General features: G+C 54.7%; 10 protein-coding genes. 4 read left to right on the top strand and 6 right to left on the bottom strand.

From position 1 onward, the window contains the following. Window positions 1–71: 71 nt before the first annotated feature. Both DQW91_RS06615 and DQW91_RS06610 read right to left on the bottom strand, forming a co-directional pair. A complete protein-coding gene (locus tag DQW91_RS06615; RefSeq protein ID WP_112662788.1) occupies window positions 72–809 on the bottom strand; it encodes a hypothetical protein in 738 nt (245 codons plus the stop codon). Between the two features lie 26 nt (window positions 810–835). Continuing rightward, window positions 836–2,470 (bottom strand): anti-phage dCTP deaminase, encoded by a 1,635-nt coding sequence (locus DQW91_RS06610; protein WP_198411805.1) that lies wholly within the window; start codon window positions 2,468–2,470, stop codon window positions 836–838. Between the two features lie 110 nt (window positions 2,471–2,580). On the opposite strand from DQW91_RS06610, the gene DQW91_RS06605 reads away from it, so the two are divergent. Further along, the gene (locus DQW91_RS06605) at window positions 2,581–2,793 is read left to right on the top strand and encodes a hypothetical protein (protein WP_157961359.1); all 213 of its coding nucleotides are present in this window, start codon (window positions 2,581–2,583) and stop codon (window positions 2,791–2,793) included. 98 nt (window positions 2,794–2,891) lie between these two features. On the opposite strand, the gene DQW91_RS06600 is transcribed toward DQW91_RS06605, so the two are convergent. After that, window positions 2,892–3,485 (bottom strand): recombinase family protein, encoded by a 594-nt coding sequence (locus DQW91_RS06600; RefSeq protein ID WP_112662786.1) that lies wholly within the window; start codon window positions 3,483–3,485, stop codon window positions 2,892–2,894. Between the two features lie 519 nt (window positions 3,486–4,004). Between DQW91_RS06600 and DQW91_RS06595 the strand changes: the two genes are divergently transcribed. From DQW91_RS06595 to DQW91_RS06585, 3 genes are all read left to right on the top strand, one after another. Next, on the top strand, window positions 4,005–6,437 hold the full coding sequence (locus DQW91_RS06595) for a DEAD/DEAH box helicase family protein (RefSeq protein WP_112662785.1): 2,433 nt from the start codon (window positions 4,005–4,007) through the stop codon (window positions 6,435–6,437). A gap of 220 nt (window positions 6,438–6,657) precedes the next feature. Next, window positions 6,658–8,292: a recombinase family protein gene (locus tag DQW91_RS06590; protein WP_112662784.1), complete on the top strand. Its 1,635-nt coding sequence runs from the start codon at window positions 6,658–6,660 to the stop codon at window positions 8,290–8,292. A 331-nt stretch (window positions 8,293–8,623) separates the two neighbouring features. Then, complete coding sequence (locus tag DQW91_RS06585; RefSeq protein WP_157961358.1) at window positions 8,624–10,633, top strand: M10 family metallopeptidase C-terminal domain-containing protein; 2,010 nt, start codon at window positions 8,624–8,626, stop codon at window positions 10,631–10,633. Between the two features lie 188 nt (window positions 10,634–10,821). Here DQW91_RS06585 and DQW91_RS06580 read toward each other — a convergent pair whose 3' ends face one another. The 3 genes from DQW91_RS06580 to DQW91_RS06570 are packed head-to-tail and all read right to left on the bottom strand — an operon-like array spanning window position 10,822 to window position 15,592. After that, the gene (locus DQW91_RS06580) at window positions 10,822–11,250 is read right to left on the bottom strand and encodes a hypothetical protein (protein WP_112662782.1); all 429 of its coding nucleotides are present in this window, start codon (window positions 11,248–11,250) and stop codon (window positions 10,822–10,824) included. Between the two features lie 51 nt (window positions 11,251–11,301). Next, on the bottom strand, window positions 11,302–14,484 hold the full coding sequence (locus tag DQW91_RS06575; protein ID WP_112662781.1) for an efflux RND transporter permease subunit: 3,183 nt from the start codon (window positions 14,482–14,484) through the stop codon (window positions 11,302–11,304). 4 nt (window positions 14,485–14,488) lie between these two features. After that, window positions 14,489–15,592, bottom strand: a complete 1,104-nt coding sequence (locus DQW91_RS06570; protein ID WP_112662946.1) for an efflux RND transporter periplasmic adaptor subunit — start codon at window positions 15,590–15,592, stop codon at window positions 14,489–14,491. Between the last annotated feature and the right edge of the window lie 3 nt (window positions 15,593–15,595).

Genomic DNA, 15,595 nt, shown 5'->3' with positions numbered 1-15,595 from the left:
AGCACCCGGCATCAACAAGGGTTGCTCATGCTTTCATTGGCGAAGGGCACAATTGCTTGTTCGCTGGGCCATCATTGCGATGCCCAATCCCATAAGGTCGCGGCTATAAGGATAATTATGACGAAGCCCGGAAACGCTTTCTTTGGTGCGACAAGATCAACCAATCTCGCGAACCAAATCGGCAAGGCGATAAGCGCAACGGATGCAAAGGCTATAGGAGCCACTAGGAGCCACGTCAGAAGGTACATGACAGCGAGTGAGACAGCGAAAATCGCTGAGACAATGCCGCCGAGTATGGCGTGATTATCGATGCGAGGGAGATTAAATCCCCCCGCCGACGCTGCAATGTAAAAGGGGTCCGCAAAGATATTGACCCAATGCGTTTCGTACAGAAGGTCAACTATCCCAAGAACCAGCGGGCCGAAAAGCCCCATGATTAGTGGCTTGAATTCAGCCAATTCTTTTTTGTGCTCCGTAGACCACCGGATTGAGAACCAGCCGAAAAAACTCGCAAGAAAGGCGACAGAAAGAATGAGGTGTGATGGCTTATCCGCCTCGATGCTGCGTCTAAAAATGAAGAACGCGACCAGAGCAGTAACCGCCGCCCAGCCGTAGGCTTTCTTAAGTCCGTTGAGCCCCTCTTGGATGCTGGCTCTCTTAAGCCGGTCGTTGAATGAGCCATACCCGCTTTCGATCAAAGCGATTGCCGCGTCAATCTTAGGGTTCTGGCGAGCCATCGACCCCATACCGTAGATTCCGAAAAAAGTTATTGTTAGTTTAAACGAGAGGCTCAGCACGTAAGCACCCATCTAGATCTATCTGCCTCCATACCTGTCTATGCAGGTATTTGCTCTTTATCGTTTGCAGTGTCAGAGGGAGGTTCAGTCTTTTCAGATTGTGAAGGATCATTCGGCTGCGCAGTTTGACCGTCCTGTTTGCCTTCTATCGCGCCAACGAACGGTATGATCGACGTCAACTCAAGATCGATGTATGACGGAGCGACAACATCGACCAAAGGCTGTGGCTCTCCAGCATACCACCGCTTTGCCGTTCCATCTGAATTCTTCCTCTTTCCTTTCTGGAAGATGTCTCGATAGCGATATGGGGAGATGCCCAAGAACGGCACAAACGATACTCTGGTCTGGCTTTCCTGTTCGATCTCAATCTCATTCTCATGCAGATCCTTTGCGCGACTCTTAGGGTATGGCTCCATGTAGACCACGCGCCTGATGCCAGCGGCGAGGATGTGCTTCGTGCAATTATGGCATGGGAAGGTGGTGCCGTAGAGAGTCGCCCCTTTGAGACTTCGGCCTAGACGGGCGGCGTCACAGATCGCGCACATCTCAGCATGAACCACGCGCCCATATTCGGTTAGGTCCATCACCAGAGCGCCAACAAGAGCCCCGTTTTCATTGCTACTTGAGCCGGATTTACCTTTGCGCGTTAGCGCCTCAATTATTTCGGCGGGGGAGCCGAGCTTACTAGCTTTATCAGACAATAGCTCCGCACGAGACAGTCTTTCAAAAAGGTCTCTGAGAAGTTCTTTTTTCAACACCTCATTAGGATCGTGTCCAATGCGCACATCGCGAAAGTCTGGCTCTTCAAGATCCCAATAAGTGCCACCAAACGCCTTTGGAACCTCGTTGCAGCCTTGGGTAATAAGTTCCCCGTCACAGGAGAAGATCGCCGCTCCAACTTGTCGTGAAAGATCTGAAGATCGCAACGAAGCGGACTTCGCTGCATACATCCCATATTCGTCCTTTGATGGCGCGATGTCGGTTCTGCCGAAGAATGCATCGATGAAGCGGTTTAGCTTCAGGTCCATTTCCTGCTTGCTAATGCCGTCAATGAAGACATCCGCAAGAGGAAAAGTCTCTCGAAGTTGCTGCCCATACTCCTCGCCCTCTTCGCTGGCATCTCTTGTGATGAGGATGTCCGCCTTGCAAGAGATCTCAGTCGAGTGCGCTAGAGGTGAAAGGGAACGCTTAAGTTTGATTTCAATGAGCTTCTTACGCTGTTCAGCGGAGCCATAAGCTGAAATAAGGATGAACTGCTTCCCGTAGACCCTACGAAGGAGGTTCACCTCGTCAGGGCGCTTAAGCTGGCGGATGATAAATGCCGTTTGCTCGGAAACGGTTTCAGGGTTGCCGGTTAACTCGCCGCGTTTCCTGTTAATAGCGAGCATTCCGATCCGAGCGAAGGTTGCCCCATCATGCTGTTCGGCGCAAAGTGCGTTCGCGTACTCAATTTTGAATGAGACTTCGCTAAAGAAGTCTGTTTCTGTTGGTTTCGTCACCGTGGCTGGGAAACCAAGCATCTCGGTAGTGAGCTTGATTGTGTGCGCATTGTAGCGTACCGCCCTAAGTGCGTTTGTCAGGCTGTCTGTAATAGCGTCAACGTCAACACCGATTGGACCGGCTATGCCAAAGACCAATTCAGGGAATTTGGACGTCATAAGCATATCAGACATGATGGGCGTAACCTTTGGTTAATCTCGCGAAGCTAAGCTTGGCGAGGGAACTGCTTATAAGAAAAAAAGTTAAAGAAAACCATATACGAGCCACGGCAGGGAGCCTTGTCATGACTGATCAACGTCCTGATAGAAAAGCGCAGATGCAATTAATCGTCTCCGTCGCGGATCGGATGGCAAAAAGAATGAACGCGCAGTTCGTTGCTAATCCAGAGAAAGTAGAGAGTTTCCTCTCCCATGATCCTTATTCGATAGAAGAAGAGACTAGGAAAGAGGCTGCTAGCCACGAAGACCTTGATCAGCGCCGAGTTTACGCTTTCTAAGTTTTCTATATTAAAAGTTGAAAGCCCGATATTTCGTCGGGCTTTTATTTTGCCTAATTTTGCTTTGAATATCCAATCGCCATTATCGCTATAATGCCTCAGCTAAGGGATTGGGTGTCCGGTAGGTAATCGATGGCAAGGTTGGCTTGCTGGTTCTTCAAGGCGCGGTGAACGCTCATTCGGCTGATCCCAAGCTCCTTTGCGATGGCTGATGGTCGGTGGCCAGCCGCTTTCATCTCCTGGATTCGATTGACGGGCACTGACGCTTTCCGCCCTTTATAGACCCCCCGCTTTTTCGCGGCCTCGATGCCGACCTTCTGACGCTCAGCCAGAAATTGCCTTTCCATCTCGGCGACCATGCCTAGCACGGTGACCAGCATCATGCCGGTGCCCTCATTCGTGCTGAAAGCCGGTTCTAAAATCCTTAGGGAGGCACCTTTGGCTTGGAGTTCATGAACGAGATTGAGGACGTCACGGGTGCTTCGCCCAAGGCGATCCAGCCTGACACAGACCAATTCATCACCTTCACGGATGAACTCTAGGATGGAGGCCAGTTCGTCACGTCCCTCCCGGCTTTTACCGCTTACCTTCTCGGCGCGGACGATCTCGCAGCCATGCGCCCGAAGCCTAGCTTCTTGGGATGCGTAATCTTGAGAGAGGTGGCTTACCCGGCAATATCCGATAGCGGCCATTTTTAGGGCGGTCCTGTAACAATAGGGGCGACCCTTGGATTTATATGTAACAAAATTATTTCCTGCAATCCTATTGTTACATCGAATCTGTAACAGGCGAGCCGGTAACAACAGCGTACTTCATTGTTACGAATGTGGGCTGTTTTTGAGCAAGCCCGGCCTTGCGGAGGCCGCAGGTTGCCTAAGGAATTGTACTCCTATCTGAAAATATGTGTTGACAGAGGAAGAATATCGTGTTACGTTATAAAGATGATGGCAAAGCGCCTTTTTCGCTTACCATCAAAGAGCCCCAGCAAAATCTGATAATTTGATAGCTTAGTCTAGGCGGATGTGGCGCGTATGTTTGCGTCTTAAGCCGCCTGACTGAGATGGGAGTTCTTGCGCTTTCATCAATATTGAAACGGGCCATTAAGGGGCAATGGCACTTTATTTCATATATTAAATAGCACACCTACTCACTGTAAAAATCTATTTTTTGCTGGATTTCGTTCAATCATATGAAAAAATTCAGAATCTTTTATGCAAATTAATTACTGTTCTGCTCCATGTGGCGCAGGAAAAACGCACTCTCTAAGGAAGAAAGCTAGAGAATTATTAAATGAAGGCTGCAACATCATATTTGTGCAGCCGACCATTCAGTTAATCGAGCAAACCTACGCGGATTTTGCTTCGGAGACTCCTCATGTGCATGTGGAGGTCTTTCATGAAGATAGGTGCAAAGAGGCCGGGAATAGAAAGCAGAGTGTACAGGGAGCAATCCACGCCTACCTGCGAGACCCGTACCCTGAACCGCATGTCCTAATCATCACGTGGGCATCGTTTGAAAGGCTCGCTTACTTCCATCGTCCTCAAGATTGGCATGTCCTGATCGATGAAGCGCCGCAAGCCCATGACCATAAGCTGATTCCTGCTCCTTTGAGCCATTCAACTATCACCGGCTCTATCGAGACTACAACGCGGGGGGCAACCTACAGTCAGATCATTTTGCAAGACCGAAACGCTCTTCGCAAAGTAGCAGAGAATATCGGATATGATGCTGCAATTCAGCCCTTCTCCGAACTGGCTCGCAAGCTGATATCAGGAAAATGGAAGGCTTATGTTCACGAGGCGCGTTATCGCCGTTTGCTGACAGGAAGAGATCGCAATCTAAGCGTCTTCCTCGTACTGAGCCCAAAGATTTTCAAAGGCTTCAAATCGGTCACCATTGCCGGTGCGCGATTTGAAGAGACGCTGCTCTATCAGCTTTGGTCCAGTGACGGTGTAGAGTTCCAGCGTGATCAGGAGTTGGAGGAGAACCTACGGTATCAGGAACATGCCGGCGGTGAGCGGCTCCAGATTCATTTTGGCTACGAGGGTGACTGGACGAAGAGTTTTCTCAATCGTGCCAACAGAAAAGCCCTGGTTGCGCTGATCAACGCTGCCAAGGAGTTGTTTGGTTCAGAGGATTTCCTCTGGATGGGGAATAACGATGTCTCTTCCAAGCTCATAGGGGCAAGGGAAGAGTCTCATCGCCTATCAGGGGCTCCCTTCGGCCTAAACGGACTTCAGAGCCATCGGAATGTCTTGGTCTTGTCTGCCCTCAATCCAAGGGGTGAGCATTACCGGTTTCTGGAATGGAAAGGCATTGACGCTGCAACAGTGAAAACAGCGACATACCGGCACTCTGTCTATCAAGCCGCAATGCGTTGCTCGATACGCGATCCTAACTGCGATCAGCCTGTCTGCTTCGTGGTCCCCGATAAGACAACTGCGGAATGGCTTTCAGCCATCTTTCAGGGTTCAACCGTTCAATCCCTTGGTTTGGATGAAGTTTGCGATCCTAAAGGACAGCCTGGACGCCCCCGAAAACACGGGTCCGATGCTGAGAGGAAGCGGGCTCATCGGGAAGAAACCCGACAGCGGTTGCTTCAAGAGTTGTCTCACTTGAATCCAGTGGGGGCATCAAGCTCTCAAAATGAGTTTGGTCCTCATGAAGAGAGCGACGAAAACTCTTTAAGTAAGATAGGACTTGATTTCGTCTCGCGTTTCCATGGAAGCCTTTGGGACCGGACATACTCAACTGAATGTTTCCACACGATCCATTCATTGAGCCAATCGGAGTTCATCAATCTTCTTAAGAAGGCTCATAAACGGGCGTATCTGCCGAAGTCCGCAAACCGGCTACTCAGCCCCTCCTACTTCCAAACGGTTGAGGGGGTAGATACCCACCGTGGAATTGAGAATGTCTTGTTTGCTAGGGGAATCTGGCTCGATTTCGAAGGCGGCAATCTTACGCATGGGGACTTTGCCGATCTGTTTCCCCGCTTGAGGATAGTTGCCTTCAATACGTCAAGCAGTACTGCCGAAGACCCGCGCTGGAGGGCGTACATTCCAACATCCGTTGTCATGACAGCCGATGTTTATCAGCACATCACCGGGCAAATCCTGAAGCATGTCATCGAAAGCGGTTGGCGATTGCCAAAGCGCGATCTGTCAAAACCGAGTTTGCTTGCCCATGGCATTGATCTTTCGAAGTTGAAGGCTTCGGACTTGTTCTTCTTACCGTGTCAGGCGAGGGACAAAAAGGCGAGCTTCTTCGGGGACTACAAAGGCGGCCTCAGAGAGCCGCTCATTGTTGAAGATTGGATCAATCATTCGATCCTAAGCGAACATCTGCCCAATAGCATTGAGCTTGGGGCTGATGTTGAGCTTGAACTTGAACTCACAGAAGAGCAACAAGCCCTGCTCACCCGTTACCTGTGCCATTGGCGCACAGTCGGCGCTCTGCCGGGAAAGGGCGATCAGGAGCTTTGGAAATTGGCGATTGGGCTTTTCCAAATGGGTATCACTGGAGAGCATCTTGCAAAGATTCTGATTCACGAAGCCGAAAAAGCCGCAAGTCCCAATGACAGGATAAAGCAGGTGAAAAGAATTATAAAGGCTTTCTTCAATTATAAAAAATTCGAATTTTAATAAAAGATATAATAATGAATCTATTATCAAATACAACTATATTTTCATCTAATTCAGTTTACTGTGCTAATACGACCTCAAATGAAGCCTTCCTATCACGGGAGGCGCATGAGGAAATTGGTAGTGACATAAAGATTTTCGTCCAAACACTTGCCGTTGCAAATGCACGTCGTGATCATCGCAAATTTGGGCTAGGGGCTGAGACGCTGGAGGTGCCGTCATGAAGCGGGCTGCCATTTATGCAAGATACTCCACAGACCTTCAGAACGAGAGGTCCTGTGACGATCAAATCGCCCTTTGTAAGCGATACTGCGAAGACAATGGCTTCGTGGTCACTGGCATCTTCCAGGACAAGGCCAAATCCGGTGCCTCTACGCACGGGCGAGAGGGTTTGTCGGCAATGATGACAGGCGTCAAAAAAGGTGCATTTGATGTTGTGGTTGTTGAAGCCCTTGATCGTTTGTCACGTGATATTGCTGACTCTCACACCCTACTTAAGGAGTTCAATTTCTACGGAGTAGAGCTTTACTCAAAAAATTCGGGAAAGGCCGATCCTTTAAATTTCATGATCCAGAGCGTCTCAAACCAAATGGTATTGGACGAGACAGCTAAAAAGGTGCGACGCGGCATGGAGGGCGTTCTTCGTGAGGGCCGTCATGCTGGGGGTAGAGCATATGGCTATGACACAGTGCCTGGCGCTCCTGGTATTCTTACAATTAACGAAACTGAAGCGGCTATCGTACGACGCATTTTCGCGAGCTACATCCAAGGAAAGAGTCCGCGCAGGATAGCGGGCGAGTTAAACAGGGATGGGGTTCCTCCTCCAAGGAGGACCAAGTGGAACGCCTCGACTCTTAACGGCAATGCTGAACGCGGAAGTGGTATTCTTCTCAACGAACTCTATGCTGGCCAGATCGTCTGGAACAAGGTTCGGATGGTCAAGAATCCCAGCACTGGGCGACGTGTATCGCGCCCGAACCCTGGAAGTGAATGGATTCGGAAGCCCGCAGAACATCTGAGAATTGTGGATGAGGACACTTGGCAAGCCGCCCAGACAAGGAAGGCTGGCAAGTCAAAAGTGAAATCTCATGAGACGAGAACGCCGCGTCATCTTCTCTCTGGCAAACTGAAATGCGGATGCTGCCAAAGCGGGATATCGATGCATGATCGCGACAAGACTGGAAAGAGGCGGGTCCATTGTTCCGCTTTTCGAGAGAGTGGCTCGTGCTCGAACAATAGGGTCATTTATCTAAATGAGATCGAAGAGGCGGTTCTATCCGGCTTCAAACACCATCTCTACGATAGAACCCTCATCAAGGCCTACATCGAGCAATATAACAATGAGAGACGCCGCCTCTCTATGAAGGCGGTCACGAATAGAGATACGCTGGATGAGGAATTAAAAGCGGTCGATAAGCAATATGAGAGAACCAAAAAACTCTACATTAATGGGCACTTGTCTGATGATGATGGCGAGGCTGAGCTTGATCGATTAAGAGCACGGAAGGCCGAAATCCAGGCTGAGCTATGGAACTCAGAGCGAGCATTGGGGGACTCCTCATTGAGCGAGGACCTGGCCAATAGATACCTTGCCCAAGTTGAAGACCTAGCTGGGACCTTAAGAAACTTTGTCGACGACGGGGAAACCGAGTTGGCAGAAAGCTTTAGATCGTTAGTGCATTGTGTAATAGTGTATCCAAATCCCCCAAGGCAGGGTTTTGAGATTGAAGTGGCAGGAAGGTTGGCGGCTCTGATGGCTCCACCTTTGGCAATCGGATTAACGGCTATGCCGAATAGTGGGTTATCGAATGCAGCGGACCTCCGCTACCATTCATTTAGCCCGCTTTGTCAGTGACTGGCGGGTTTTTTGTTGTCTGAGAATCGGTCTCTTCCATGTTGCGAGCGGTTGCAACACGTCTGCGACACGAGCCGCCGGGATCAAATCTCTCCTCCAGCGCGATGTGGACTCCGCGTGCTGTTCTCTAAGCGGCGTCCCAGTCGCGTGCTGCCGCGGCTACATTGCGATGCTGTCAGCCCACAGCGGGTTTCGTTGACTTAACTGGCACCGAACTAACCGGAAAGATGCATCTCCCCTCCGTTCGCACGGTGCCTAACGGAATCGCTTCCTTCTTGATGAGCACAGATCCTCGCCCGTCGTCTCAATGTTCATTGTGGAAGGTCCCACCATGTTTCTGGCCGTCCAATCCTTTTTTCGCCCGACAACGGCTAACATTCTCACCCGGATCTCAACTGCTGCCGATGGATCGCAGGCGACGTATCCACATGCGGGCGGTATGGCTACTCACGGCGGTGAGCTCAGCCCCGACGGACGGTATGTTCTCTTTAGCAGTGCCGCAGAGAACCTCATTCCTGACGATGTCGGCGGTAACGATGTCTTTATCAAGGATCTCGCAACCGGCATGATCAGGCTTGTGTCGGCGAACGCAGCCGGCGTCCAAGCGAACGCCAACAGTGAAATGGCGCGGTTCAGTTCGGATGGACATTATGTGGTGTTTTATAGCGACGCCACCAATCTCATCCCGGGATTGACAACAAGCAACGGCAATATCTTCCGAAAGGATCTCATCACAGAAGAAGTTATCCTCATCTCCAGCAATATAGACAAGGTACCAGGCAATAATTTCAGCGACAAATCCGAGATCAGCCCTGACGGGCGATACGTGGTGTTCGACAGCGCTGCAAGCAATCTAACTACTGGTGATGCCAATGGTAAGTGGGACATTTTTCTCAAGGACCTTGTCAACGGAGAAGTGACCCTATTGTCCTCGAAGAAGGATGGGACCCAAGCCAATGACAGTAACTTCAATCCGCATTTCAGCCCCGACGGCCGTTATGTTCTGTTCGAGAGTTACTCAGGCAACTTGGCCGGCGGAACTGCCGGAACGATTAAATTACTTCTCAAGGATCTGGCGACCGATGAGGTGAAGGCCATCACCAAGCCCTCTGATGGAACGCCAATTAACGGTTTTGATGCGCAGTTCAGCCGTGACGGACGCTTCATCGTGTTTTCAAGCGCAGACTCCGACCTGGTAGCAGGCGACACCAACGGACAGAGTGACATCTTCATCAAGGATCTGCTCACCGGAGGCATCAGCCGCGTTTCGATCGATGCAAATGAAAACCAAGCGAACGGCGAAAGTCTGGCCGCTCAGTTGAGCCCCGACGGTCGCTATGTGACTTTCATCAGCGCGGCAACGAATCTGGTGGGGAACGACGACAACGGCAACGACTATGATCTGTTCATGAAAGACCTCGTCACGGAGGCAGTCACGCGAATTGCAACAGTCGATCGTGAAGCGGGAGTTCCTTATACTCCGGAGGCCGCTCAGTTCAGCCCGGATGGGCGCTATCTTGTCTTCTTGAGTGGCGCAAGCACGCTCGTGCCCGGAGACACAAACAGGAACGATGATCTGTTCCGGGTTGACTTGCTATACCACGCCAACGCGGCTGCTATTGCAGAAGGCCGTTACATCGAGACCACGCTTGGCGTCGGTGCGGCCTCCAGCGCCACCGTGCTCTGGGGCGACGGCAGCAGCAGTACCGTGACGCCGGTGGGCGGCAGCGCCGCCTTCAGCCATGCCTATGGTAGCTCCGGCACCAAAGCTGCCACCGTTGTTCTCATCGAGGGTGTGCTCACTTGGAGCGTGGCGCACACTCTCGACCTCACCAGCGGCAGCATGGTACGCAACATTGCTTTGGCCGATACGCTAGAAGGCAGTGCCGGGCGCGACAGCCTTAACGGGGATGGCACCGCCGACGTGTTGCTCGGGGGCGGCGGCAACGACCGCCTCACGGGCTATGCCGGCAATGATCGCCTGAGCGGCGGCACAGGCCAGGACACGCTCACTGGCGGCACAGGGCGGGACACTTTCGTGTTCGACGACCGCGAGACGAGCGCATCGAAGACCAGGGCGGATTACATCACCGACTTCTCGCGCCGGCAGGGTGATAAGATCGACCTGAGCGCCATCGATGCCAACACGACGAGGCGAGGCGACCAGAAGTTCACCTTCATCGGGGACGCAAAGACCTTTAGCAAGGCGGGCGAGGTGCGCTTCGAAAAGACTGCGAGCTACACGTACGTCTACCTCAACACCGACAACGATGCGTCAGCCGAGGCGGTGATCAAGCTCAAGGGCTCCTTCGATGTGAGCAAGAGTTGGTTCGTGCTCTAAAGCCGCTGATCCTCCCGGGGGCGACGCAGGCTTTCCTCCGCGTTTGTCTGCGGAGGCTCGAGCCATCGACGCCCGAGCCGCGCAGTTGTTGCATTCCCGAGCGGCTCCGGCTTCCTGTAGTGGCTGCATCGTGGCCACGATCTCCTCGGTCGCCTTTAGCCCTAGGATCCCGATCAGCCCCGCAAGTCTCATCTGTCGCAGCGTTGGTATTTGCTCCCGGTCTCGTCCTTTTCATTGAAGTAGCGATTCAGAGAGCCATCCGGTGTTGGTCCCATGAGGACCGTGACGTCGTTGGCCGCAACCGCGTTTGCGCAATGCAGGGAGAGAACATGGCGCTTTCCGGAGGGCTTGACGGCTGTGATCCGGCAGGAGGCTTGGGGCGTTCTGAGGCGATTGCCTGAGATGATGAAGGCTGGGGCGAATATGTCGATCGGCTTTTTGAACGAGGTGCTTTTCCCGGCGCGTGAGAAAACCGCGTCGCACGAGAGGCTCTGCTCAAGCCACGCGCCCTGGTAGGCGGCAAGACCCGCTTCTGCCGCGATACCGCAGGGGACCGCGCCCAACGCGGCAAGGGCGAAACCGAGCCCGCCGGCCCGGATGGATTCTCCAACTCTCATCAGTTCCTCCTTCGATGTTGAAGACGTCCGTGAAGCCCTGTTCCGCGATCATCACTCCGCGGCCTTGTCGGAGGTCCTCGCTTCGGCTGGTTTCTCGGCTACCGCTTCCGGTCCTTGCATGCCGATGGCCCGCTTGATCCGCTCTCGCAATCCCTGGAACAGGACATAGAGCGGCGGGATCACGAAGATGCCGACGAACGAGGCGAGGATCATGCCGCCGAACACCGGCGTGCCGACATTGCGCCGGGCGAGTTCGGAAGCGCCGGTTGCGACGACGAGCGGATAAAGGCCGAGGATGAAGGCGAGAGAGGTCATCATCACGGGCCTGAAGCGCAGGCGCGATCCTTCCGTCGCAGCCTCCAGCAGAGGCACTCCTCTCTCGCGCTGCTCCTTGGCGAATTCCACGATCAGGATGCCGTTCTTCGCGGCAAGGCCGATCAGGACGATCATGCCGATCTGTCCGTAGAGATCGAGCGTGAGACGCCCTAAGACGATGGCGGCGAAGGATCCGAGAATGCCAACGGCGACCGAGAGCAGAACCGGGATCGGGATTGTCCAGCTCTCATAAAGAGCGACGAGGAAGAGGAAGGCGAAGAGCACGGCAAAGCCGAGAATGATGCCCGTCTTTCCTTCGGCGCGCTTTTCCTGGAACGCTGTGTCGGTCCATTCGCCGGCAAAGCCCGAGGGAAGCGTACGCGCCGCGACTTCTTCCATCGCCGCGAGTGCCTGTCCGGACGAGACGCCCGCCGCCGGGCTTCCCTGAACCGTGACGGCGCGGCGGTTGTTGTAGCGGATCAGGGATGGCGGCCCGACGACCACTCGCGCCTCGAGAAGGCTTCTCAAGGGAACCATTTGCCCTTCGGCATTGCGGACATTGATGCGGTAGATGTCCTCGACCTTCGTGCGGTCGACAGCTTCGGCTTGGACTTGCACCTGCCAGGTGCGGCCGAACAGGTTCATGTCGTTGACGTAGTATCCGCCGAGCGCGGCCTGCAGGGCCTGGAACACGTCGTCCAGCCTAACGCCGAGAATCTGAACCTTGTTTCTGTCGATATCGAGATAAATGGAAGGGCTCGTGGCCGAGAACGTGCTGAACACGCGGGAGAGCTGCGGGTCCTGGTTTGCGGCCACCGTCAGCCCGCGGAGCACCTGCGCCAGCGCCTTCGGATCGCCGCCGCGCAGGTCTTTCAGGACATAGCTAAAGCCGCCGCCCGTACCGAGACCGATGATGGGCGGCGGCGCCAGGGGGACGACCGTTCCTCCCTGAACCTGCCGGAGTTTCGGGCCGAGGCGCGCAATCACCGCGTTTGCGCCCTGGGAGCGATCATGACGTTCTTCAAAAGGCTTCAGCGTGACGACGATGAATGCCGCATTCGCCTGAGAGTAATTGTCGATGAAGTTCAGGCCGATCACGGAGGTGAAATCGGCAATGGTTTCTTCCTCGCGAAGAACCTCCTCGGCGCGGCGGATCACATCCGACGTCCTGCCGACGGAGGCTCCGTCCGGCAATTGCACGACGATGAAGAAGGCCCCTTGATCATCCTCCGGCAGGAAGCCGGTGGGTGTGATCTTGGAGAGGCCGTATACGCCGACGCCTGCAACTGCGACCATCGCCAGTCCGATGATGGAGATGCGGACGATCCGCGCCACGACGTTGCCGTAAGCATCGCGCACCTTGTCGATGAAGCGCATGACATACCCGATCACGCCGCGGCGCGGTCCATGATGAGGGCGCAGCAGTACGCCGCAGAGCGCGGGTGAGAGCGTCAAGGCATTGATGGCCGAGAGGAACATGGCCACCGCGACGGTTACGGCGAATTGACGGAACAGTTCTCCCGAAATGCCCGGAATGAAGGCTACGGGTAGAAAGACGGAGAGGAGCACCAGTGTGATGGCGATGATCGGGGCGGTGATTTCCTCCATCGCCTTCTTGGTGGCGTCTCCGGGCGATAACTCGGGATGCTCCTCCATCACGCGCTCGACGTTCTCGACGACGACGATGGCATCGTCGACCACGATGCCGATGGCGAGAACGATGGCGAGAAGGGAGACAGAATTGGCAGAGTAGCCGACGGCGTTCAGAACGACGAATGTGCCGATCAGGCTCACGGGGACGGCAAGTGTCGGGATCAATGTCGCGCGGATGCTGCCGAGGAACAGGAAGACCACGACCACGACGAGGATGAAGGCTTCGATCAGGGTCTTTTGGACTTCATGAATCGTATCGGTGACGAAAACGGTGGGATCGTAGGTGACCTTCCACTCCAGATCCTCCGGGAAGTCCTTGGCCAGTTCCGCGACCTGCTTCTTGACGGCATCCAACGTTGCGAGCGCATTGGCGCCGGGCGATTGGTAGATCGCCGTCACGGCCGCGGGGCCGCCGTTGAAGAGCGTTTCCCGGTCGAGATTGGCTGCGCCAAGCTCCAGGCGCGCGACGTCACGAAGCTGGAGAACGGACCCGTCGGGATTGGTGCGCAGAACAATCTTCTCGAAATCCTCGACGGAGTTGAGACGTCCTTTCGTTTGAATGTTGAGCTGAAGCTGCTGATCGTTGGAAATAGGACGCGCGCCGATGCGCCCGACAGCGGCCTGAACGTTCTGGGCCTTTATCGCGTTGATGATGTCCCCTGTCGTCAGGTTGAGGCCGGTGAGCCTGTCGATCCGCACCCATGCGCGCATGGCGTAGTCCTGCGGACCCCACAGTGTCGCATCGCCGACGCCAGGCGTGCTCTTGATCTGATCGAGAAGGTTGATCGTGACATAGTTCGAAATGAACAGGGGATCATGCGTGTGCTTTGGCGAGTAGAGGGCGATGACGCCGAGGAGCGCCGACGACTTCTTCTTCACCGTGACGCCCTGGCGCTGAACATCCTGGGGCAGTTTGGAAAGCGCGATCTGAACCCGGTTGTTGACATTGACGGAATTGATGTCCGGGTCGGTGCCAAGCTCGAACGAAGCCGTCAGCGTGTAGCTGCCGTCGTTGCCGCTCACGCTCTTCATGTAGATCATCTTGTCGACGCCGACGACTTGCGACTCGATGGGTTGGGCGACGGTGGCGTCCACGACATCCGCCGATGCGCCGGGGTAATTGGTGGTGACGGACACCTGAGGTGGAACGATATCCGGGTATTGAGCGACGGGAATTGCCAGCAGCGCCAGAAGGCCGGCAATTGTCGTGACGATGGCGATGACAATGGCCAGCCGGGGCCGATCGACGAAAATCGCTGACAGCATCGGCTCAGATCCCACCCGGTGTCGAGGATATCGGATTGGCGCGCACAGGGAGGCCGGCGCGAACGCTCTGGAGTCCCTCCACGATGACCTGATCGCCCGGCGACAGACCTTCCTGGACGATCATTCCAGAACCGAATTCACCGCCGACCTTGATCCGCCGTATGGCGGCCTTGCCGTCCTCGACGACGAAGACGTAAACGCCGGCCTGATCGGCGATGAGGGCCGCTTGCGGGATCACGACTTTTTCTTCCGGCGCTTCGGATTCCAGAATAACGCGCACGAGCTGGCCGTCTGTAAGAACCCCTTTCGGGTTTGGAATCGTGGCGCGGGCGGTCAATGTGTCGGTGGTGTGTTCAACCGAGACGTCGAGAAAGTTCAACCTGCCGATCTGGTCGTAAACTGTTCCGTCGGAGAAGCGTATCCGGACGTCGACGCCCTTCGGGTCGGTCTGACGCGCGGCTTGCGTTCGCCCCAGAAGGTCGCGCTGGCTGATGGGAAATGTCACATACATCGGGTCCTGGCTCACGATTGTTACCAGAACGCCGCTGTCGGGCCCGACGACGTTGCCTTTCGTGACATTGGAGCGGCCTATCCGCCCGGCGATCGGCGCGGTGATGTTGGTATAGCCAAGATTGATTTGTGCGGTGCGCAGGTTGGCCTCATCGGAGGTAACCGCTCCCTTAGCCTGCTCTTCGAGGGCTTTCGCCTGGTCGCGGGCGACAGCCGTTCCCGCGTTCTTCGCCAAAAGATCTTCGGCGCGCTGCAACTGGATCACGGAAAGAGTGTGCGCCGCCTTGCTGCGCTCAAGAGCGCCCTGTGCCTGTTGAACATCGGCCTCGAACAACCCTTGCTCTATGCGGTAAAGAGGATCGCCTGCGCGGACGACATCCCCTTCCGTGAAGAGCACGTCCTCGAGGAAGCCCTTCACCCTGGCTCTGATCTCGACGCGATCCGGCGCCTCGATGCGCCCGACAAATTCAGCGTTCTTGGAGATGGGCTTGCGCTCGGCGATGATGACGCCGACGGGAACGGTTGAGGGAGGCGCCTGCTGCGCATGCGCCGGAAGAACAAGTCCACACAACACAACGACGCAACTGACAACACGCATCAC

Source organism: Microvirga flavescens (assembly GCF_003290125.1).
Lineage (GTDB): Bacteria > Pseudomonadota > Alphaproteobacteria > Rhizobiales > Beijerinckiaceae > Microvirga > Microvirga flavescens.
The sequence above is the reverse complement of the archived record's forward strand: the minus strand, read 5'-3'. Positions and strand labels throughout refer to the sequence as shown.

Excerpts from the sequence above, each read along its gene's own strand:
- DQW91_RS06615 (WP_112662788.1), bottom strand. The coding sequence starts at position 809 with ATGGGTGCTTACGTGCTGAGCCTCTCGTTTAAACTAACAATAACTTTT.
- DQW91_RS06610 (WP_198411805.1), bottom strand. The coding sequence starts at position 2,470 with ATGTCTGATATGCTTATGACGTCCAAATTCCCTGAATTGGTCTTTGGC.
- DQW91_RS06605 (WP_157961359.1), top strand. The coding sequence starts at position 2,581 with ATGACTGATCAACGTCCTGATAGAAAAGCGCAGATGCAATTAATCGTC.
- DQW91_RS06600 (WP_112662786.1), bottom strand. The coding sequence starts at position 3,485 with ATGGCCGCTATCGGATATTGCCGGGTAAGCCACCTCTCTCAAGATTAC.
- DQW91_RS06595 (WP_112662785.1), top strand. The coding sequence starts at position 4,005 with ATGCAAATTAATTACTGTTCTGCTCCATGTGGCGCAGGAAAAACGCAC.
- DQW91_RS06590 (WP_112662784.1), top strand. The coding sequence starts at position 6,658 with ATGAAGCGGGCTGCCATTTATGCAAGATACTCCACAGACCTTCAGAAC.
- DQW91_RS06585 (WP_157961358.1), top strand. The coding sequence starts at position 8,624 with ATGTTTCTGGCCGTCCAATCCTTTTTTCGCCCGACAACGGCTAACATT.
- DQW91_RS06580 (WP_112662782.1), bottom strand. The coding sequence starts at position 11,250 with ATGAGAGTTGGAGAATCCATCCGGGCCGGCGGGCTCGGTTTCGCCCTT.
- DQW91_RS06575 (WP_112662781.1), bottom strand. The coding sequence starts at position 14,484 with ATGCTGTCAGCGATTTTCGTCGATCGGCCCCGGCTGGCCATTGTCATC.
- DQW91_RS06570 (WP_112662946.1), bottom strand. The coding sequence starts at position 15,592 with ATGCGTGTTGTCAGTTGCGTCGTTGTGTTGTGTGGACTTGTTCTTCCG.